The following is a 21278-nucleotide window of genomic DNA, read 5'->3' on the forward strand; positions in this document are numbered from 1 at the left end:
GATAGAGTGGTCACCATGACAGCTGAGCTTTCCGACGCCCGCCTCACCAAGAGGCTGGCACAGGGCACCGGTGAAATTCTCAAGGGCGTGCGCAACGTCGGCCTGCTGCGCGGACGAAACCTCGGCGACGCCGGCGACGAGCTCGCGCAGAGCTGGATCGCCCGCGTGCTCGAGCAGCACCGCCCCGACGACGGCTTCCTCTCCGAGGAGGCCGCGGACAACCCGGAGCGCCTGGGCAAGGACCGGGTCTGGATCATCGACCCGCTCGACGGCACCAAGGAGTTCGCCACGGGCCGCCAGGACTGGGCCGTGCACATCGCGCTGGTCGAGAACGGCCGCCCGACCCACGCCGCCGTCGGCCTGCCCGACCTCGGCGTGGTCTTCCACACCGGCGACGTCCGCGCGGTCACCGGCCCCTACTCGATGAAGATCGCCATCTCGCACAACCGCCCGCCGGCCGTGACCGAGTACATCGCCGAGAAGATGGGCCGCACCACCGTGCCGCTGGGCTCGGCCGGCGCGAAGGCCATGAACGTACTGCTCGGCGACTCGGACGCCTACATCCACGCCGGCGGCCAGTACGAGTGGGACTCCGCCGCCCCGATCGGTGTCTGCCGCGCGGCCGGGCTACACTGCTCGCGTCTCGACGGCAGCGAGCCCACGTACAACCACAAGGACACCTACCTACCGGACATCCTGATCTGCCGCCCCGAGCTGGCCGACGAGATCATGGAACACGCCGCGACCTTCCTCGAGGAGAACGGCAGCTACCTGTGACGTCCGGCCACCTGTGACGCCCGGTGGCCCGGCCCCGCGGTAGGGTGACGCCCATGAGTGCAGCACCGGTTGAGACCCCCTACGAGGACCTGCTGCGCCGGATCATCGAGACCGGCGCGCACAAGGACGACCGCACCGGAACGGGCACGACCAGCCTGTTCGGCGCACAGATGCGCTTCGACCTCGCCGAGTCCTTCCCCCTGTTGACCACCAAGAAGGTCTACTTCCGCGGGGTGGTCGGCGAGCTGCTGTGGTTCCTGCGCGGCGACTCCAACGTGCACTGGCTGCAGGACAACCGGATCAGGATCTGGAACGAGTGGGCCGGCGAGGACGGCGAGCTCGGGCCCATCTACGGGGTGCAGTGGCGCAGCTGGCCCACCCCGGACGGGCGTCACATCGACCAGATGCAGCGCGCCCTCGACCTTCTGCGCGAGGACCCCGACTCCCGGCGCAACATCGTCAGCGCCTGGAACGTCGGCGAGCTGGAGAACATGGCGCTGCCGCCGTGCCACCTGCTCTTCCAGTTCTACGTCGCCGACGGCAAACTCAGCCTGCAGCTCTACCAGCGCAGCGCGGACATGTTCCTCGGCGTGCCGTTCAACATCGCCTCCTACTCGCTGCTTGCCCACATGGTCGCCCAGCAGGTCGGGCTGAAGGTCGGCGAGTTCATCTGGACCGGCGGCGACTGCCACGTCTACGACAACCACCGCGAGCAGGTCGCCGAGCAGCTCTCGCGCACCCCGCGGCCGTACCCGCAGCTGAAGCTGCACAAGGTCGCCTCGCTCTTCGACTACGGCTTCGACGACGTCGAGCTGGTCGGCTACGACCCGCACCCGACGATCAAGGCCCCGGTGGCGGTCTGATGCTCGGCGCGATCTGGGCGCAGTCGGTCGACGGGGTCATCGGCGACGGCGAGACGATGCCCTGGCACCTGCCCGAGGACCTGGCCCACTTCAAGGAGACCACCCTGCGCTACCCCGTGATCATGGGGCGGCGCACCTGGGAGTCGCTGCCGGCGAAGAACCGCCCGCTGCCGGGCCGGGAGAACATCGTCGTCTCCTCGCGCGGGCCCGGCGAGTGGTCCGCCGGCGCCGAGGTGGTCAGCTCCCCGCCGGGCCTGACCGGCTTCACCGGCCTGCCCGGCCGCGTCGGCCGCCAGGGCCTGGTCGGCCACGAGCAGCGCGAGGGTCACGACGGCTGGATCATCGGCGGCGCGCGCCTCTACGCGCGTGCGGTCGAGGTGGTCGACCGCATCGAGGTGACGCTTGTTGACGCCGTGCTGCTCCCCGTGCTGCGCGAACGTGCGGTCTCCGCGCCGGACGTGCCCGACGACTTCTCGCAGGTCTCCGACAGCGGCTGGCTGGTCTCCGAGCGCGGGCGCCTGACCGTGGGCGTCAGCGAGATGCCGCTGCGCTACCGGTTCCTCAGCTACGAGCGCAAGCGCCTGGCCTGAGGGCCGGCGGCTGCGGGGCGGGGCCTTCCGGCCTGTGGCCCGGCAGGACCGGGAGGGTTTACGGGCGCCCGCGCCGGTGCGGTACCCTAGTCTGGTGCCCGCCGAGGCGGGCACCCGCCCCAGTAGCTCAGGGGATAGAGCACCGCTCTCCTAAAGCGGGTGTCGAAGGTTCGAATCCTTTCTGGGGCACCCGGTGAAAACCCGGGCCACCGACTCTCCGGTGGCCCGGGTTTTCCGTGTCTCTGAGGCTCGGCGGACCTGCGCCGGTGGACGGGCCTGTTATAGTTACCGATGTTGCCAATGTGACTGAAGTTAGTATTGCTGCGCCGCGGTGGCACCCGCGCCGCAGTTCCGCGCCACGGCCGCCACGACGGCGTCGGCAAGCGGAGACCAGACGCACCCACCTTCCCTAGGAGCGCACATGAACCTGAACTCCCCGCTCAGCCGCCGGTCCCTCTTTCGCGTCGCCGGCGCGACCCTCGCCCTCGGCGCCGGCGCGGCCGTGCTGCCGCAGGCCGACGCGCAGGGCCGCTCGCTCGGCACCGTCCTCGACTACTCCGGCGGCGTGCCGAGCGCCCAGGCGATCAAGAACGCCGGCCACCTCGGCGCCGTGCGCTACGTCTCCGAGCCGCGCGCGGCCTGGATGAAGGGTAAGCCGGTCAAGATCGAGGAGACGAAGGCCATGGCCGCCGCGGGCCTGGCCACCGCCTCCGTCTATCAGTACGGCAAGGACCGGACCGCCGACTGGCGCGAGGGTGCCGCCGGCGCGGCCAAGCACGCGCCGAAGGCCATCGCCCTGCACGCCGCCGCGGGTGGGCCTACCGGCAAGCCGATCTACGTCGCCATCGACGACAACCCCACCCGCAACGAGTACGAGACGCTGATCAAGCCGTACCTCAAGGGCTTCTCGGCCGCGCTGGCCGCCGCCGGGCTCAAGACCGGCGTCTACGCCAACTACCCGACCATAGACTGGTTGATCGCCGACGGCATGGGCGAGTACTTCTGGCAGCACGGCTGGGGATCCAACGGCAAGATCCACCCGCGCGCCAACGTCTACCAGCGTCCCGGCGTCACCGCCCGCGTCGGCGGCGTCGAGGTCGACATCAACGACGTCTACACCCGCGACTGGGGCCAGTGGACCCCGGGCACCACCTCCCTGCCGGCACTGCAGCCGAGCACCCCGACCACCGAGTCAACGGGCGGAAACGGCGGGAACGGGAACGGCGGCACCGGTAACGGCGGCGGCACCGGTAACGGCGGAAACGGTGGTAACGGCGGTGGCCAGAACGGCACCCGCGGCAACGGTGGTCAGGGCGGCGGGCTGCCGCTGGGCAGCTCCGGGAACTTCACCCTGCCGAGCCTGGACAAGGTGACCATCAACCTGCCCGGCGGCATCTCCGTCAACGGCGGGCAGCTGCGCTCCATCGCCGAGCAGGCCGCCCGGCTGTCCAGCTAACGGCTGACGCCGGCGGCCGCTTCCCGCCGGCGGCTACTTCCCGTCCTTCTTCGCCGAGGGCTCGGCGGAGGACTTCTCCGGGGACTTCTTCTCCCCGGACCGGCCGGAGGACCTGTCATTCGACTTCTCCTCCGGCTTCTTGTCGTCCCCGGACTTCTTCGAGTCGGACTTCTTTTCGTCGGTCATCTTGTCGTCCGACTTGTCGCCGGACTTCTTCCCGGACTCCCCGGAGGACCTGTCACCGGACTTCTCCGTCGACTCCTCCCCGGACTTATCTTCGGATTTGTCCTCCGAGCCGTCCTCCGACGTGTCCGCGTCGATGCGGTCGACCGCGTCGTCGCCGATCCAGGCACCCATGCCCTTGATCCGGTCCTCGACGAGCTCGGTGAGGTCCTCGCTCGAGCCGGTCACCGCGGCGGCGACGACGAAGTCCCCGCTGAAGGAGACCGAGGAGTGCAGGTCCCTGTCATTCGACCAGCCCCACTTCGTGCCGATCGTGCCCGGCAGCAGCGCCGTGCCCCAGTCCTGCTCGTAGCCGTCGGCGGCCACGTCGGCCGCCCGGGCCATCGCGACGAGGATCGGCGAGGTCGGGGCGTCGTCGAGCACCCGCGCGACGAAGGTCGCCACGTCATAGGTCGAGGTCAGCGCGTAGCCCCAGTCCTCCCCCGAGCGGGTCGACTCGAGGCCGTACTTCTCCGCCGTCGCGTCGATCGAGTCCGGGTAGGCGGTGTAGAGGTCCTCGGCCGCGGCGTCCGAGGAGTCCGAGATCATGTTGATCGCCTCCCACCGCTGCGAGACGGTGCCGTGGTCGAGCACGTAGTCCGCGATGTAGAGCTTCGCCAGGCTCAGCGCCGGGCGCGCGTAGCGCTCCGAGGCCGTGCCGCGGCGTTTGCCGTCGCTCAACCGGATCACGCTGACCTGCGCGGCCGTGGCGTTCTCCACCGGCCCGCCGTGCAACCCGTCCTGAACCACTCCCCCGTCGCCGACCACGCCCTCGCCCGTGGCGTGCTCCCCGCCACCGGAGCGGGAGAGGCTGACGAAGGCGATGACGAGCACGAGCACCGCCACGCCGAGCACCGCGCAGATTCCGACGAGGACCCGGTTGACCGTGGCCAGCCCGTCACGGCCGGAGGATTCAGACATGCGCAAGATCCTAGTACCGGCGCCGCGCACGCGGCGCCGCAGGACGGCGAGGGGTCACCCGACGGGCGACGCCCGCCCCGGGTGATGGGGCGGGCCTCGGAAATCTCGGTGCACAGCGCGGGTCAGTGGCTGACCGGGGCCTCCACGCCGACGCCGGTCAGGGAGCGGACCTCCATTTCGTCGGCGAGGTCGTCGAGGTTGTCCGGCTTGCCCAGGTAGGTGCCGATGATCGCGGCCAGGAAGCCCAGCGGGATCGAGACCAGGCCGGGGCTGGTCAGCGGGAACCAGGAGAAGTCGACGCCCGAGAACATCGAGGTCTCGGTGCCCGAGACCGCCGGCGAGAAGAAGATCAGCAGCAGGGCGCTGCCCAGGCCGGTGTACATCGAGGCGACCGCGCCGGTGGTGTTGAAGCGGCGCCAGTACAGCGAGAACAGGATCGTCGGCAGGTTCGCGCTCGCCGCGATGGCGAAGGCCAGCGAGACCAGGAACGCGACGTTCTGCTGCATCGCCAGGATGCCCAGGACGATCGCGACGATGCCGAGCACCACCACCGTGATGCGCGAGACGCGGACCTGCTCCTCCTCGGTGGCCTGACCGTCGCGGATGACCGCATGGTAGATGTCGTGCGCGATCGAGGCCGAGGCCGTGATCGCCAGGCCCGCGACCACCGCGAGCACCGTGGCAAAGGCGACCGCGGAGACGACGGCCATGAACAGCGGGCCGGCCAGCTCCAGGGCCAGCAGCGGCGCGGCGGAGTTCGCCCCGCCCGGCGCGGCGAGCACCTTGTCCGGGCCGACGAGCGCGGCAGCGCCGTAGCCCAGGATCAAGGTGATCAGGTAGAAGGAGCCGATCAGCACGATCGCCCAGGTCACGGACTTGCGCGCCTCGGTGGCGGTGGGCACGGTGTAGAAGCGCATCAGCACGTGCGGCAGGCCGCCGACACCCAGGACCAGCGAGAGGCCCAGGGAGAGGAAGTCGAGTTGGCTGACGACGTCGGCGCCGTACTTCAGGCCCGGCTTCATCACGTCCTCGGCGGCGTAGCCGGCCTCGGCGCGCGCCTCGGAGCCGCGGTGCATCTCGACGGCGCGGTCGAAGAGCTCGGAGGCCCCGCCGCGCACGGCGACGAAGACCAGCACGGTCATGATGACCACCGCGCCGATGAGCAGCACGGCCTTGATCATCTGCACGTATGTGGTGCCCTTCATGCCGCCGATGAGAACGTAGGCGATCATGACCAGGCCGACCACGCCGACGACGCCGGCCTGGACGGTGGTGTCGTGGATGTTCAGCAGCACCGAGACCAGCGAGCCGGCGCCGGCCATCTGGGCGATGAGGTAGAACAGCGAGACGAACAGCGTGCCGAAGGCGGCCGCGGTACGCACCGGCTTCTGGCGCAGGCGGAAGGAGAGCACGTCCGCCATGGTGAAACGGCCGACGTTACGCATCGGTTCGGCGACCAGCAGCAGCGCCACCAGCCAGGCGACGAAGAAGCCGATCGAGTAGAGGAAGCCGTCGTAGCCGCTCAGCGCGATGGCGCCGACGATGCCGAGGAACGACGCGGCCGACAGGTAGTCGCCCGAGATGGCCAGGCCGTTCTGGGCGCCGGAGAAGGAGGCGCCGCCGGTGTAGAAGTCCGAGGCCTCCTTGGTGGTCTTGCCGGCGCGCATGACGATCGCCATGGTCACGACGATGAAGGCGACGAAGACCGAGATGTTCAGGATCGGGTTGCCCACGTCAGCTCCCGACTCCTGGGCCAGGACATGGGTGGTGTTCAACGGGTCCATGAGGTGGGGCCTACCCTTCCATCTTGGTGCGGATCGCGGCCGCGCGCGGCTCGATGTTCTTGTTGGCGTAGCGCACGTACACCCAGGTGATGATGAACGTCGTGACGAACTGGAGCACGCCGAGCACGATGCCCAGGTTGACGCTGCCGAAGACGTTGAGGGCCATCAGCTCGGGGAAGAACGTCGCCGCGACGACGTAGGCGACGTACCAGAGGAAGAAGGCGACGGACATCGGGAAGTTGAAGGAGCGGTACCGGCTGCGCAGCTCCTGGAACTGGGCTCCGGCGCGTACCTCTCGGAAGTCTTCGGCCGTCGGTTCCCGGCGTACCGGGCGCTCCGCGACGGCCGTGGGCTCTGCGGTGCTCATGGCGGGTGTCCTCTCTGTGTCGCGCCGCGGGCTCGCGTCGGAGGGGACCCGGTCCCACGGCGTGGTCAGCTCAGCGCGTGGACGTCAGGTGGGGCACCAGGACCCGGATCGCCGGGCCGCACGCCACGCTTGCCCGCTAGAAGTTACCCGGTTCACAGCCGTTATGAATAGTGAATGGACAGACAGCTTCACAGCCAATACGAACGCCACCCCCGAGGCCCCGCTGACCTGCGCCACCGCCCAGCCCGCGGCACCCCCGACGAAGCGGTCAATCGGCGGCGAGGCGCTCCCCGAGCGCTCCGGCGAGCACCAGGCGCACCAGATAGACGGTGAAGGCCGGCAGGAGGAAGAACACCAGCGGCACCGACCAGGCCACCGGCAGGTACACCACGCAGGCGACGGCCCCCAGGCACAGCGCCAGCGCCGCCACCGTGCACGGCAGGTGCGCCACGGCGAGCACGACGGCGTCGGCGAGCGCGCGCCGCGAGGCGGCGCCGAGGGCGAAAAACCACACGGCGACGCCGGCGATCAGAAGCGCGCCGGACAGGGCGAGGACCTGGAGGGCCGTCAACGCGGGCCCCTCGACGCCGGCGCGGAAGAGCACCCACTGCTGGTAGACCAGCACCGCGGCCAACAGGAGCGCGAGCAGCCAGTACCCCGTCACGGCGGCGAAGCGCCGCGGCAGCTCGCGCACGAAGCGCACGCCGTAACCGGAGCCGACACCGCGGACCATCTGGCCGATCACGACGTTGCCGGCGCGCAGCGCCGCACCGGCGGTGAGCACCGGCAACGCGCTGAGCACCATCAGCATGTTGACCACGACGAGGTCGGCGAACAGGCTGAAGACGGCCATGAACCGCGAGTCCGGGTTGAACAGTCGCACGGCGCGCCGCTCAGCCCTTCACGGCGCCGGCGGCGACGCCCTCGACGATGTGCTTCTGGGTGGCCGCGTAGAAGATGACGATCGGGATGATCGCGAGCACCAGCATCGCCATCATCGCCCCGAGGTCGCGGTCGCCCTGGGAACCGATGAACTGCTGGATGACCACCGGGATGGTGCGGTACGGCGTGGACAGGCCCACCACCAGGTACGGCAGCAGGTAGTCGTTCCACACCCACATCGCGTTCAGGATGGCCACCGTGATTGCCGTGGGCTTGAGCATCGGCATGACCACGCGGAAGAACGTGCCCAGCGGGGAGCAGCCGTCCATCGTCGCGGCCTCCTCGATCTCCAGCGGGATGGCCTTGATGAACCCGGAGAACATGAACACCGACAGGCCGGAGCCGAAGCCGACGTAGAGCACCACCATGCCCAGCGGGTTGGCCAGGCCCAGCCGGTCGGCGATGACGACGGTGGGGAACATGACCATCTGGAACGGGATGACCATGGAGAAGACGAACAGGTAGTACAGCGTCGAGGTCCACCACGTCTTGACCCGGGTGATGTAGTAGGCCGTCATGGAGCTGAAGAAGACGATGGCGGCGACCGAGGAGATCGTGATCACGAACGACCAGACGATCGCCCAGCCGAAGCCCTCGCCCTGGATGCCGGTGACGTAGTTGGTCAGCCCGGCCCACATCTCGCCGACGGGCAGCGCGAACGGGTTGTTCGAGATCGCGAAGCGTTCCTTGAAGGAGTTGAGCAGGATGAAGGCGATCGGGGTGAGAAAGACCAGGGTCAGAAAGACCAGCACCGCGTAGATGAGGACCTTGGCGGGGCCGCCGACGCGGGCGGCCGAGCCCCCCGTACCGGCGCCGGCCCCGGCGGGCCCGATGTCGACGGCCGCCGCGGCGTCATCGGGCCGCACCGGCCCGGCGGAAGGATTGACTTGGGTGGTCACGGTTTATGCCTCCACTTCCCTGCGCCGGGTGGCGCGCAGCTGGAACATCGCGATGACGACGACCACGACGACGAAGATGACGGCCTTGGCCTGGCCGACGCCCTCGGCGCCAACCCGGTTGAACATCGTCTTGACGATGTTGAGGGCGACCATCTCGGTCTCGCCGCCCGGCGCGCCGTCGGTCAGCGCGAGGTTCTGGTCGAAGATCTTGAAGGTGTTGGACAAGGTGAGAAACAGGCAGATGGTGATCGAGGGCATGATCATCGGGATGGTCACGTGCCGCAGCATCTCCCAGCGGGAGACGCCGTCGATCTCGGCGGCCTCGATCAGCTCCGGCGGCACGTTCTGCAGCCCGGCGATGTAGATGATCATCATGTAGCCGATCAGCTGCCAGTTGATCAGCATGACCAGGCCGGCGTAGCCGAACCGGGAGTCCGCGACGATCGTCTGGTCGTAGTTGGCCAGCACCGCGTTGATCATGGACTGCCAGGTGTAGCCGAGCACGATGCCGCCGATGAGGTTCGGCAGGAAGAACACCGTGCGGAAGAAGTTCGTGCCGCGCAGCTTGCGGGTCAGGGTCCAGGCCACCGCGAAGGCGACGACGTTGACCGTGATGATCGAGACGACGGCGACGAGCACCGTGAACACGAACGCGGAGACGAACCCCTCGCGGGCCTCGAAGGCGCGAGCGTAGTTGTCCAGGCCCACCCAGGAGGCGTCCGTGATCGTGGTGAACTCCGTGAAAGACAGCGCGAAACCGATGACGAAGGGCACCAGGAAGGCGACCAGGAACGCCAGCAGCGTCGGCAGGACGAAGACCGGGAAGTACTTTTTCAGTGCGGTTTGCATTCGAGCGTCAGCCTCCTAGCTCTGCAGGGCGATCTGGTTGGCCATCTCGTACTCCCAGTCGTCCCGGAACCGGTCCACCACGTCCTGCCAGGTCAGGTTGCCCATCGCGTACTGCGCCAGGTTCTGTCCGTAGCGGTCGCGGAAGCTCTGGTTCGGGCTGAACTGGAAGTCCCACGGCAGCGAGTTCGATTCCGGGTCCTGGATGGCGGCCTGGACCTGCTGGGCCAGCGGATCGGCGGGCACCTCGTCGGGCGCGTAGTCGGCGAAGGGGGCGATGAAGCCGAGCTCGTCGACCACCAGCTCCTTGCCGCGCTCGGAGAGGAAGAGCCATTCGACGAAGTCCCGGGTGGCCTGCTGGTCCTCGGCGCTGGCGCGGGAGTTGACCGCCAGATAGTTCTCGGTGCCGACGTTGAGGCCGTTGCGCTCCTCGTCGGGCATGCCCATGTACATGGGCATGAACTTGATCTTGTCCTCCTTGATCACGTTGCCGCCCACGCCCGCGATCTGCGACCAGGCCCAGTTGCCGTTCTGCACCATCGCGGCCTTGCCGGTGGCGAACTCCGCCATCGCGTCCGAGGTGGCCCGGCCGGTGGCCAGCGCCGGCGGCACCGTGGAGTTTTCCAGGTACAGGTCGAACAGCTGGCGGAACTGCCTCTCGTAGGTGAACTCCGCCTGCGCCATTTCCGAGAAATCGGAGATGTCGCGGTCGACGATCTCGTAGTGCAGCGGGCCGTTCATCAGGTGGTTGGTCCACCGCCACTCCTCGCCCGGCAGCAGGGAGGTCGAGGCGAAGGCGCCGTCGAGGCCGAACTCGTCCTTGCGGGCCTGCAGGTCCTCGGCGACGGCCTTGAGGTCGTCGAAGCCGTCGATCTCCTCGACCGAGCCCACCGCCGGGTTCGGCGCAGCGAAGTAGCGGTCGAAGATCTCCTCGTTGTAGAGCAGACCGAAGCCCTCGACGGCGAAGGGGAACGCGCGGGCGACCCCTGCGGCGTCGGTGATCGGCTCGACGTCGTCGTTGAGCCCGGTGACCACGCCATAATCGGAGATGTCGGCCAGGTAGTCCTGCCAGATGCCGAAGCCCTCCTGGCCGTTGATCTGGAACAGCGTCGGGGCGTTGGACTTGGCCATCTCGGCCTTGAGGGTCTGCATGTAGGACCCGGAGGCGGCCGTGACCACCTTGACCGGCACGCCGGTCAGTTCCGTGTATTCCTCGGCGATGTCCTCGAACTGCTGGGCCTGCTCGGGCTTGAAGTTCATGTAGTACACGCTCGGGCCGCGGTCTGAGCCGCAGCCCACCAGGGCGGAGGCGGCCAGCGCCGCGACGGCGCAGACGGCCGTCGCGCGCCGGATGCCGCGCGCCAGTGTCGTTCTCATGAAAGGTTCTCGTCCTTTCCGCGGATCGGCTGCTTGCGCAGCATGCATTCGGTTTTCATTCTAGGTCTCATCGCGTGCGCCCCCGTCGGGTTTCAGCCCGCCCGCGTCCCTTCGGCGGGGCAGGTAGACGACCTCCTCGTCGGGGCGCCCGGGAAGCACCGCCCGGAAGTAGGACTCCGCCGCCCGGGCCAGCGGCACGAACCCGCCCTTCTGCTCAGTCAGGAACCAGCGATGGTCGAGGATCTCGTGGAAGATCTGGGCCGGCTCGAGCTTGCCCCACAGCGGCTCCGGGACCAGGCTGACCACCGGCTCGTACTCCTTGACCATCCAGCGGTGCGCGACGTCGGCCAGGGGCAGCCGGCCGCCGTAGCGCACCGCCCGGTAGGCCTCCATCTCCCCCAGCAGCCGCTGCGCCTGCCGGTCCTGGACGTCCAGCCCCGTCAGCGCCTTGAGCTTCCTGCGGTGGAAACCGGTGGAGAACACCGCCGGCTCGAAACGCACGTGGGTGACGTCGCCCTCCTGCTCGATCTCGGCCTCCCCGACGTCGAAGCCCAGTTCGTTGATGCGCCCGACCCGCTCGGCCACCGCGTCGAAGGCGTCGCCCTCGACCTCCAGCTCGCCGACGACGAGCTCCCACAGGTCCGCGTAGATCCCCTCGACGGTGGTGCCCAGGGCGATGACGTCGACGCCCGGGTCGAGCAGTCCGCCGGCCTGCAGGTCCATCAGCTCGCCGATGATGTTGACCCGGGCCAGTTCGACGTCTTGGAGCCTGCGCCCGCGCGAGAGCGGCTCGTGGAACTCACCGGTCTCGGCGTCGACGAGGTACGCGGAGAACTGGTCCGCGTCGCGCCGGAACAGGGTGTTCGACAGCGAGACGTCACCCCAGTAGAAGTTGAGCAGGTGCAGGCGCACCAGCAGCACCGCCAGGGCCCGCACCAGCTTGCTGACGGTGTCCGCGTCGAGCTCTCGGGAGAAGACGTCGCGGTACGGCAGCGAGTAGCGCAGATGCTCGGTGACCAGACACGGGGTCAGCTCCTCGCCGTCGGCGTCGCGCCGCTGCGCGATCACGGCGACCGGTTCCACGCACGGCACGTCCAACCGCCGCAGGCGACGCAGGGTGCGGTACTCGTGCCAGGCGGCGTGCGCGCCGATCTCCTTGACCGCGAGCACCAGTCCCTCGGAGCGCACCAGGCGCACGGTGTGCCGGGAGATGCCGCGGGGCAGGGCGGCCAAGAGGTCCGCACCCCACTGCGCCAGCGGCCGGGACCAGGGCAGCCGCAGCAGCGCCGACGCGTAGACCGGGGACTGGACGTTCAGTTTCTCCCGCTGCGGCACCCGCTCTCGCCTCCTCTCCGGCCCTCAGAGGCGCCGGCCGGTCGCCCGGGAGAAGGCGTGCAACCCGCCGTCCTTGATCCGGGCGTGGATCACGTCGCCCTCGCGGACGCCGGACATCGGCGGCGTGCGCACGACGATCTGGCCCGGGTTCGAGTCCTCGTCGCCGCGGCCCGCGTCGCGCCAGCCGCCGCCGGCCAGGTGGCCGTAGACGTAGGAGTCGGAGCCGAGCTCCTCGACGAAGTCGACCTCCACCGGGATGGTGTGCTCCGCCTCCCCGTCGACCAGCTCGAGGGCCTCGGGCCGGAAGCCGAGGATGATCTGGCCGCCGTCCTCCGCGGTCACCCCGTCGAGCACCGCGGGGTCGAGCGGGATGCTCGCCCGGCCCATGCGCGCGGCGCCGGCGGCGGCGTCGACGTCGAAGGTCGCCAGATTCATCGCCGGGGAGCCGATGAACCCGGCGACGAAGACGTTGACCGGCGCCTGGTAGAGCTCGCGCGGGGTGCCCACCTGCTGGAGGACGCCGAAGTTCAGCACCGCGATACGGTCGCCCATGGTCAGCGCCTCGGTCTGGTCGTGGGTGACGTAGAGCGTGGTGACCCCCATGCGACGCTGCAGGTTCGCGATCTGGGTGCGCGTCTGCACGCGCAGCTTCGCGTCGAGGTTGCTCAGCGGCTCGTCCATGAGGAAGACCTGGGGCTCGCGCACGATCGCCCGACCCATCGCCACGCGCTGGCGCTGCCCGCCGGACAGGGCCTTGGGCTTGCGGTCGAGGTACTCGGTCAGGTCGAGGGTGGTGGCGGCCTCCTCGACGCGGCGGTTGATCTCGTCCTTGGCCACGCCGGCGATCTTCAGGGCGAAGCCCATGTTCTCGCGCACCGTCATGTGCGGGTAGAGGGCGTAGTTCTGGAAGACCATCGCGATGTCGCGTTCCTTGGGCGAGGCGTCGGTGACGTCCCTCTCGCCGATGAGGATGCGCCCCTCGTCGGTGTCCTCCAGGCCCGCGAGCATGCGCAGGGCGGTGGACTTGCCCGAGCCCGAGGGGCCGACTAGCACGAGGAACTCCCCGTCGGCGATGTCCAGGTTCAGCTTGTCGACGCTCGGTTTCTTCGCGCCGGGATAGATCCGGGTTGCCCGGTCAAACGTCACAGACGCCATTGTTCGCTCCTCCATCGGCAGGTACGTGCCGAACGATCCGTTGTGGGGGTGGAATGCGGCGGATGCGCCACACCTCCATTAAACACGCTTGCGGCCCACCGGCGGCCCGCTCCCGCCCCAGGCGCCCAGGCGGGGGAGGGACGCCCGCCGCGGGCCCGCACGGCGAGAAGCCCGCCGTCCCCGGGAGACCGGGGCCGGCGGGCAGGCGGCCGCGCGAGTGGTGTGGCGCGATGGAGTGGCAGCCGCGGCCGCTACTGCACGACGTCCAGCAGGTCGATGACGAAGACCAGCGTGCGCCCGGAGAGCGGGTGCCCGCCGCCCGCCGGACCGTAGGCCTTCTCGGGCGGGCAGATCAGGCGGCGGCGACCGCCGGCGCGCATGCCGGGGATGCCCTCCTTCCAGCCGTCGATCAGCCGGTCGAGAGGGAACTCGATGCTCTGCTTGCGGTCCCAGGAGGAGTCGAACTCCTCACCGGTCTCGAAGTCGACCCCCACGTAGTGCACCTCCACGGTGTCGCCGGCCTGGGCCTGCGCGCCGTCACCGACCGTGACGTCCTCGATGACCAGGTCCTCCGGTGCCGGACCCTCGGGCACGTTCACGTCGGGCTTCTCCATGGGTGATGCATTCTCCTTCATCGGGGGCAGTGTCCGGCCGCTGCACGCCGCCTGGGAGGCGGCGGAGGGCCATCGGCGTGCATTATATGCGAAACGATAGATCATACGCCTGTCTGGCGAGCCTAACCCGCACCCCGCCCCGGCGCGAAAACGGCGGCGCCGGCCCCACGGCGAAACGGCCCCCACGCCGCCACCCCACCCACGCAAAAGCCGCGCCACCCGGGCGGGTGGCGCGGCCGTCGGAAATCGAAGGGCGGTGTCAGCCGCCCGCCGCAACTAGCGCTGGTCGCGCGGGGTGACCTTGCGCAGGGTGTGGCCCGTGTAGATCTGACGCGGGCGGTTGATCTTGGAGTTCATCTGCAGCTGCTCGCGGTAGTGGGCGATCCAGCCGGGCAGACGACCGATGGCGAACAGGACGGTGAAGAAGTCCGTCGGGAAGCCCATGGCGCGGTAGATCAGGCCGGTGTAGAAGTCCACGTTCGGGTAGAGCTTGCGGGAGATGAAGTAGTCGTCCTTGAGGGCGATCTCCTCGAGCTCCATGGCCAGGTCCAGCAGGTCGTCGCCGCCGAGGTGCTCGAGCACCTCGTGGGCGGTCTCCTTGACGATGGCGGCGCGCGGGTCGTAGTTCTTGTACACCCGGTGGCCGAAGCCCATCAGGCGGACGCCCTTCTCCTTGTTCTTCACGCGGTTCATGAAGTCGGTCGCGTCGCCGCCGTTGTTGTTCTTGATATCCTCGAGCATCTCGAGGACGGCCTGGTTGGCGCCGCCGTGCAGCGGCCCGGACAGGGCGTTGATGCCGCCGGCGATGGCGACGAAGAGGTTGGCCTGGGCGGAGCCGACCATGCGCACGGTCGAGGTGGAGCAGTTCTGCTCGTGGTCGGCGTGCAGGATGAGCAGCTTGTCGAGGGCCTTGACCATGACCGGGTCGACCTCGTAGGGCTCGGTCGGGTAGCCGAACATCATGCGCAGGAAGTTCTCGCGGGCGTTCAGCGAGTTGTCCGGGTACATGTACGGCGCACCCTTGGAGGCGCGGTAGGCGTAGGCCGCCAGCATCGGGACCTTGGCCATCAGGCGTACGGTCGCCTTGTCCAGCTGCGCCTCGTCGAGCGGGTCGAGCTGGTCCTGGTAGTAGGTCGACAGGATGTTGACCGAGGAGGCCAGCACGGCCATCGGGTGGGCGTTGCGCGGGAACACGTTGAACTGGGCCTTGAAGTCCTCGTCCAGCAGCGTGTGGTGGCGGATCTCGTTGGAGAAGTTGCGGAGCTGCTCCTCGTTCGGCAGCTCACCCTTGATCAGGAGGTAGGAGACCTCGTTGAAGGTGGCGTTCTCGGCGAGATCGGCGATGTCGTAGCCGCGGTAGCGCAGGATGCCGTTGGCGCCGTCGATGTAGGTGATCTTCGACTCGGTGGAGCCAGTGGAGACGTAGCCGGGGTCAAAGGTGGTGAAGCCGGTCTCGCTGAGCATCTTGCCCAGCTCGATGCCCGAGTTACCCTCGGTGGCCTGCTTGATGCTCATCTCGTACTCCCCGCCGGGGTAGTGGAGCACGGCCTTGTCGTTTTCAGTAGCCACTGTGAACCTTTCTCGGTTTTGTCGTTGACCTTCACGGACCCTTCTCCGGGCCTCATGGCGGAACTTCAGCGGTGTCCGCCACGGCGCCCCGGCCGGGGGGTTGAACCCGACCGTGAGGCACCGTCACCGTCACACCCCACCTTAAAGGCGGGGTGTCGCGTGGACCACCGTCGCGGCCCCGCTGAGGGCTGGGCGACTGTAACGGCCTCACCCGAAACAGTACACGCGTACCGCGGCGCACACCCGGGGTCGGGGGCGTCCCGGGCCACGGTGGTCGACCGTTGCTCCGGCACACCCGGAGGCACCCCGGAGATCGGGGTGCGGACCTGTGATGAGCGCACCCACAGTGTACGTCCAGTTGTGACAGACACAACATTTCCGACGCCGCCGGGGGTGGCGCATTGCCCCCGTTTTCGGGGCCCTCCCCGTCGCCGGCCACTCCCCCGCCGCCGCTCAGACCCACCACAGTCCCCCTCGCACGGCCGGGGCGATACAGTGAGATCTCCGGGAGACTCCCCGGCCGAGAAGGAAAAGCCCCAGAGCACACCCAGAGAAAAGGTGACCTCAATGTCCGAGACCCCGTTCACGCTCGCCCCCGAGCTCATCCCCTCCGACGGCCGCTTCGGCTGCGGCCCGTCGAAGGTCCGCCCCGAACAGATCCAGGCGATCGTCGACGGCGCGAGCACCGTGATCGGCACCTCCCACCGCAAGCCCGGCGTCAAGGACGTCGTAGGCTCCGTCCGCTCCGGGCTGGCCGACCTGTTCTCCCTGCCCGAGGGCTACGAGATCGTGCTCTCGCTGGGCGGCGCCACGGCGTTCTGGGACGCCGCGACCTTCGGGCTGATCGAGAAGAAGTCCGGTCACCTCTCCTTCGGCGAGTTCTCCGGCAAGTTCGCCAAGGCCTCCGCCCAGGCGCCGTGGCTCGACGAGCCCGAGATCCTCGAGGCCGAGCCGGGCACCGCCCCGACCCCGCAGGCCTTCGAGGGCGCCGACGTCATCGCCTGGGCCCACAACGAGACCTCCACCGGCGCGATGGTGCCGGTCACCCGCCCCGAAGGTTCCGAGGGCTCGCTGGTCGTCGTCGACGCCACCTCCGGCGCCGGCGGCCTGCCGGTCGAGATGGACCAGGCCGACGTCTACTACTTCTCGCCGCAGAAGTGCTTCGCCTCCGACGGCGGGCTGTGGCTGGCCGCGATGAGCCCGGCCGCCCTGGAGCGCATCGAGCGCATCGACGCCTCGGACCGCTTCATCCCGGCCTTCCTGAACCTGCAGACCGCGGTGAACAACTCGCGCAAGAACCAGACCTACAACACCCCGGCCGTGGCCACCCTGCTGATGCTGGACAACCAGATCCAGTGGATGAACGCCAACGGCGGCCTGGCCGGCATGGTCGAGCGCACCACCGCCAACTCCTCGGTCATCTACGACTGGGCCGAGTCCCGCCCGGAGGCCACCCCGTTCGTGTCCGACCCGGCCGCCCGCTCGCTGGTCGTGTGCACCGTCGACTTCGACGAGTCCGTCGACGCCGCCGAGGTGGCCAAGGTGCTGCGCGCCAACGGCATCCTGGACACCGAGTCGTACCGCAAGCTCGGCCGCAACCAGCTGCGCATCGGCGCCTTCCCGGCCATCGAGAAGGACGACATGGTCACCCTGACCCGCGCCCTGGACGCCGTGCTCGACGCAGGCGTGGCCGCCGCGAAGTAGCCGCCGCCCCACCCGCCGCGGGGACCTCCCCGCTAACACACCGGCGCGCCGTGACCTCCCAGGTTGCGGCGCGCCGCTGCGTTACAGTGGAAAAGGACATTCTGGCCCCGTCAAAGGAGAGCGCATGCGCGAGCTTTACCTCGTTCCCGGTGAGTCCTCGGACACCTCCCTGGTGCTGTCCGACGCGCCGGAGCAGTCGGAGGAGGCCGCCCGCTTCCGGGTGACCGTCACCGACGAGCTGCGCGCGCTCCTGCACCCCGGCGCCGAGGCTTCGATTGACGACGCCGCGCCGGCCGACGCCGGCGGGTCCGACACAGCGGGTGCGTCCCCCGCCACCCCGCTCTTCGCCGCCGCCGGAGAGCCCGGCGACGACTCCGACGGCTCCGCCGCGGAGGCGGCGGAGCCCGCCCACAGTGCGGGACACGCGACGGGGGCCGACGGGGCGTCGGCAAGCAACCGCGGCAAGGAGCCGGACCCGCGCCTGTCCGCGCCGCTGACCATGCGCCCGCGCGAGATCCAGGACCGCGTGCGCGGCGGCGCGACGATCACGGAGCTGGCCGACGAGATGGGCGTGGCCGAGTCCCGCATCGAGCCCTTCGCCCACCCGGTGCTCCTCGAGCGCGCCCGCATCGCGGAGCTCGCCCGCGGCTCGCACCCGGTGCGCGACGACGGCCCGGCCAAGCTGCCGCTCTCCGAGGTGCTGGCCACCGCCTTCGCCGCCCGCGACATCGACCCCGCGGGTGCGGAGTGGGACGCCTTCCGCGACCACGACGGCCAGTGGGTCGTGGCCGTGTCCTGGCAGACCGGCATGACCGACCACCGCGCCGAGTGGACCCTGCAGGACCACATGACCAGCTCCTCGACGACGGTCGCGCGCAACGCCACCGCCGCCGAGCTGACCGACCCCGAGTCCGCCCGCCCGGTGCGCACGCTCACCCCGCTCGACGGTGGGGCCGGCGACCAGGGCTTCGACGACCACGAGGAGGCCGTCGGCGCCCCGGAGGACCGCGATGGGCACGACGCCGGCCCAGCCGACGCCGAGGCGGAGGACCGCTCGGAGGGGGCCGACGAGGAGGACTCCTTCCTGCGCCACCCCGACTCCGAGGACAAGCCGAGCAAGCGCCGCCGCCGGGCCGTGACCCCGCACTGGGAGGACGTGCTGCTCGGGGTGCGCGCCAACACCAAGCGACCCCGGAAGTAGACCGGGCCGGGACCACGGGATAACCACCACGGGATAGGCGGAAACCACGATGACGATGTTCGGAATCACCCCCGGGGATCCCGGGGACGGCTACGCCGCGGCCGGCGGCGACCGCTACGCCGGCTTCTTCGACCAGAAGCCCATCAGCGCGGCCGTGACCCTGTGGTTCGTCACCGACGGGGAGCCCGGGCACGTCGCCCGCGTGCTCGCCCCCGAGCCGAAGGCCGACCGCGGCTTCGGGCGCAAGTACCTCGCCCAGCTGCGGCCCTCCTGGCCGGTGACCTCGATCGGGCGCTTCCCTCTGCACCGCTCGGCGCCCGCCGGCCGCGGCGAGTTCTACATCGCCGCCTTCCCCGGGGTCACCGTGGTGCAGACGCTTCTCGACGGCGTGCAGAAGATCTCCGCCGTTGACCCCGAACTGCGCGCCAGCCGGCCCGCCCGCGACATCTACGCCTTCGCGCGCAACACGGACGCCGACTTCGGCGGCTTCGCCCACTGGCGCGACGGGGAGATTGTGCGCGCCTTCTCCGCGCTGCGCGAGGGCGTCATCGAGGACATCGGACTGCCCGAGCCCTTCGAGGGGCCCTTCTGGGCCGGCGAGCACGGCGAGCAGCTCGGCGGCATCGCGCTGCCCTTCGACCCGGTCGAGCTGGCCGCTGCCGCCGAGAGCGCCTGGCTGGGCGTCGACTTCGGGCCCGGCGGTCCGGACGTCAACGTCGCGGCCTTCGCCGTGGACGGGCGCAAGGAGCCCCGCGTCGACGAGGAGCCCGCGCCCCGGCGGCGTACCCACGGCGAGCTGGCCCACGAGGCCGCGACCGCGCTGAACCTGGGGCCCGAGGTCTCCTACGACGACTACGAGGACCACTCCGTGGAGCCCAGCCAGGGCGAGGAGTTCGCGCGGCTCGCGGAGGCCGCGGCCGCCGCCGGTCGGCGGGTGGGCCGGAGCATCCGCCGCACGGCGCGGAGCTGGGGCTCGCGGATCAACGAGGCGATCCGCCACTCCGACCGCGGATAGAGACGGGGCGGGCCGCGTGTGGGGTCCGGGGGCCGGGCGGGGTCCGGGTGGGGCAGGGCGGAGCCGGGCGGGGTCCGGGCGGGGCCGGGTGGGGTCCGGGTGGGGACCTCAGCATTGATGCTGGTCAGCGACCTCGTTCGTGCTGGTCAGCGGCTCCCCAACCTCGGGCTCGACCCGCTTGCCCCGCTGATGTCGCCGATTCCCCGGCCGATGTCAGAGTGTGCGACCGCGGCGTCGCACACTCTGACAGCACGATTTTGACCGAGCCTCTGACCTGCGGCTTTTCGCGTAACGGTCGTGTGACCGTCACGGTGTGCGACTCTCCCGTCGCACAATCTGACACCACCCCGACGCCCGCACCGCTCCAGCACCATCCCGGCACCAGAGCCGCCGGGCAGCCATCCCGCCTCACCCGGCCCGCGGGCGCCCCGCCGCCGACTCGCACAGCGCCGTGAACCGCCTCACCAGGTCACCGGTGTCCCGGACCATGCCCGCGGAGACCCGCAGCACCATCCACCCGGCGGCCAGCAGACTCGCGGTGATCTTCGCGTCCCGGTCGCGCCGCCGCCGCTCCAGGTGATTCCCGCCGTCGTAGTAGACGGCCACGCGGAACTCGACCGATCCCAGGTCGAGCACGGTCATGCAAGGCTCGTCGGGCCCCACCGGCGAACCGTCCTCACCCAGCCGGATCTGCGAGCGCAACGCGATGCCGTGGCCCCGCGCGATCGGATCCACGATGAGCGGGGTCAGGGTCTCCCACCCGGAGTCGGCACTCGGGTCGCTGAGCTTGAGCGCCTTGGCGAGCTCCCGGTTGTGCACCAGCCCGGCACGCCCCTCCCGCACGTCCGCGGCACTCAGCACGAAGACCCGCCGGAACCGGTCAATGACCTGCACCGCACGCACCCGCTCCCCGGCGAGACCGGGGATGGCCGGCACGTCCCAGGCATGCCGGCCGGATAGCGCCTCCCGCACACAGGTACCGAGCGCGTACATCGGCGGCACGACCGCCACGGCAAGCCCCCGGTGCCGGGCCTGCCAGGCCTCGACCGGGTTGCGCGGCCGGATCAGCCGCGGTTCCTGAGGATCATCCGGACCGCGGCTCCGACTCCGCGTCAGCAGCTGGGTGTCCGCCCCGTCGCTGAACTCCGGGATGCCGAGCAGCGCGGCGGCCGCCCACCCGGTGACCACCGCACCCGGGTTCTCCCGCGCGTGAGCCAGCGCCCGGGTGGCCGCCCCGGCGGGATACCGCCAGCCGCGCGGGTGCCGGGCGGGCTCGCTGTCGACCAGCCAGTCCGGCTTCATGTCCCCGCGGGTGATCGCGTGTTCCCGGGAGACCCGGTGGTAGCGGGCGAGGAGCTCGGCGGTGACGGTGTCCTCGGAAAGCGACACCCGGAGCAGCTCCGCGGTGTGCCGCCGCACCGGCGACAACCTGATCGGCTCCGGGAAACTCTCCACGCGCAGGACTCCCCCGGCGGCGAAGGCGACCGCGCTCTCCGTGTTGAACCTCCCGGTCCGCCTCGCCTCCGCCGCGATGGTCCACCGCAGGCGTCGGTCAATCTCCGCTCCCCCGTACATCTCTCCCCTTCCCCGCCGAGACCTTCCCCGCCGGCTCCTTCCCCGCCGAGTCTTTCCCCGCCGGTC

Annotated in this window: 19 protein-coding genes and 1 tRNA gene; 8 read left to right on the forward strand and 12 right to left on the reverse strand. The window is 69.9% G+C overall.

The genetic code is table 11. The annotated features are described in order from the left end of the window. Positions 1–15: 15 nt before the first annotated feature. The 5 genes from QP119_RS07510 to QP119_RS07530 all read left to right on the forward strand — a co-directional run bounded on the left by QP119_RS07510 (position 16) and on the right by QP119_RS07530 (position 3686). Complete coding sequence (locus QP119_RS07510; RefSeq protein WP_284774946.1) at positions 16–777, forward strand: 3'(2'),5'-bisphosphate nucleotidase CysQ; 762 nt, start codon at positions 16–18, stop codon at positions 775–777. A gap of 53 nt (positions 778–830) precedes the next feature. Beyond that, on the forward strand, positions 831–1640 hold the full coding sequence (locus tag QP119_RS07515; RefSeq protein WP_284774948.1) for a thymidylate synthase: 810 nt from the start codon (positions 831–833) through the stop codon (positions 1638–1640). Further along, positions 1640–2230: a dihydrofolate reductase gene (locus QP119_RS07520; protein ID WP_284774950.1), complete on the forward strand. Its 591-nt coding sequence runs from the start codon at positions 1640–1642 to the stop codon at positions 2228–2230. The genes QP119_RS07515 and QP119_RS07520 overlap by 1 nt, the downstream gene beginning before the upstream one ends. A 116-nt stretch (positions 2231–2346) precedes the next feature. Continuing rightward, positions 2347–2419 (forward strand) — tRNA-Arg (locus QP119_RS07525). Positions 2420–2651: 232 nt separating this feature from the next. Continuing rightward, positions 2652–3686, forward strand: coding sequence for a DUF1906 domain-containing protein (locus QP119_RS07530; protein WP_284774951.1), 1035 nt, complete (start codon positions 2652–2654; stop codon positions 3684–3686). A 33-nt stretch (positions 3687–3719) separates the two neighbouring features. On the opposite strand, the gene QP119_RS07535 is transcribed toward QP119_RS07530, so the two are convergent. The 11 genes from QP119_RS07535 to QP119_RS07585 form a co-directional block, all read right to left on the reverse strand. Continuing rightward, positions 3720–4829, reverse strand: coding sequence for a hypothetical protein (locus tag QP119_RS07535; protein ID WP_284774953.1), 1110 nt, complete (start codon positions 4827–4829; stop codon positions 3720–3722). Between the two features lie 122 nt (positions 4830–4951). Then, a complete protein-coding gene (locus tag QP119_RS07540) occupies positions 4952–6613 on the reverse strand; it encodes a solute symporter family protein (protein WP_284774955.1) in 1662 nt (553 codons plus the stop codon). Between the two features lie 10 nt (positions 6614–6623). Continuing rightward, on the reverse strand, positions 6624–6980 hold the full coding sequence (locus QP119_RS07545) for a DUF485 domain-containing protein (protein ID WP_284774956.1): 357 nt from the start codon (positions 6978–6980) through the stop codon (positions 6624–6626). Between the two features lie 268 nt (positions 6981–7248). After that, positions 7249–7863 carry a hypothetical protein gene (locus QP119_RS07550; RefSeq protein WP_284774959.1) on the reverse strand — a complete coding sequence of 205 codons (615 nt, stop codon included), beginning with the start codon at positions 7861–7863 and terminating at the stop codon, positions 7249–7251. 10 nt (positions 7864–7873) lie between these two features. After that, positions 7874–8755: a carbohydrate ABC transporter permease gene (locus tag QP119_RS07555; RefSeq protein ID WP_284775014.1), complete on the reverse strand. Its 882-nt coding sequence runs from the start codon at positions 8753–8755 to the stop codon at positions 7874–7876. A 69-nt stretch (positions 8756–8824) separates the two neighbouring features. Beyond that, entirely contained in the window at positions 8825–9670 is an 846-nt protein-coding gene (locus tag QP119_RS07560; protein WP_284774961.1) for a carbohydrate ABC transporter permease, read from the reverse strand. A gap of 15 nt (positions 9671–9685) precedes the next feature. Next, positions 9686–11044: an ABC transporter substrate-binding protein gene (locus QP119_RS07565; protein WP_284774964.1), complete on the reverse strand. Its 1359-nt coding sequence runs from the start codon at positions 11042–11044 to the stop codon at positions 9686–9688. 60 nt (positions 11045–11104) lie between these two features. Further along, entirely contained in the window at positions 11105–12379 is a 1275-nt protein-coding gene (locus QP119_RS07570) for a DUF4032 domain-containing protein (protein ID WP_284774966.1), read from the reverse strand. A 24-nt stretch (positions 12380–12403) separates the two neighbouring features. Then, on the reverse strand, positions 12404–13534 hold the full coding sequence (locus QP119_RS07575; RefSeq protein ID WP_284774967.1) for an ABC transporter ATP-binding protein: 1131 nt from the start codon (positions 13532–13534) through the stop codon (positions 12404–12406). A 251-nt stretch (positions 13535–13785) separates the two neighbouring features. After that, the gene (locus QP119_RS07580; protein ID WP_284774968.1) at positions 13786–14148 is read right to left on the reverse strand and encodes an FKBP-type peptidyl-prolyl cis-trans isomerase; all 363 of its coding nucleotides are present in this window, start codon (positions 14146–14148) and stop codon (positions 13786–13788) included. A 276-nt stretch (positions 14149–14424) separates the two neighbouring features. After that, positions 14425–15717 (reverse strand): citrate synthase, encoded by a 1293-nt coding sequence (locus tag QP119_RS07585; RefSeq protein WP_284774969.1) that lies wholly within the window; start codon positions 15715–15717, stop codon positions 14425–14427. Positions 15718–16284: 567 nt separating this feature from the next. Between QP119_RS07585 and serC the strand changes: the two genes are divergently transcribed. The 3 genes from serC to QP119_RS07600 all read left to right on the forward strand — a co-directional run bounded on the left by serC (position 16285) and on the right by QP119_RS07600 (position 19637). Beyond that, entirely contained in the window at positions 16285–17421 is a 1137-nt protein-coding gene (gene serC / locus QP119_RS07590) for a phosphoserine transaminase (protein WP_284774971.1), read from the forward strand. Positions 17422–17545: 124 nt separating this feature from the next. Then, a complete protein-coding gene (gene sepH / locus QP119_RS07595) occupies positions 17546–18622 on the forward strand; it encodes a septation protein SepH (RefSeq protein ID WP_284774972.1) in 1077 nt (358 codons plus the stop codon). 49 nt (positions 18623–18671) lie between these two features. After that, positions 18672–19637 carry a DUF6928 family protein gene (locus QP119_RS07600; protein WP_284774973.1) on the forward strand — a complete coding sequence of 322 codons (966 nt, stop codon included), beginning with the start codon at positions 18672–18674 and terminating at the stop codon, positions 19635–19637. A gap of 408 nt (positions 19638–20045) precedes the next feature. Here QP119_RS07600 and QP119_RS07605 read toward each other — a convergent pair whose 3' ends face one another. Further along, positions 20046–21212, reverse strand: coding sequence for a DUF559 domain-containing protein (locus QP119_RS07605; RefSeq protein ID WP_284774974.1), 1167 nt, complete (start codon positions 21210–21212; stop codon positions 20046–20048). Positions 21213–21278 lie beyond the last annotated feature (66 nt).

Source organism: Corynebacterium frankenforstense, assembly GCF_030211955.1.
In the GTDB taxonomy this organism is placed as follows: Bacteria; Actinomycetota; Actinomycetes; order Mycobacteriales; family Mycobacteriaceae; genus Corynebacterium; species Corynebacterium frankenforstense_A.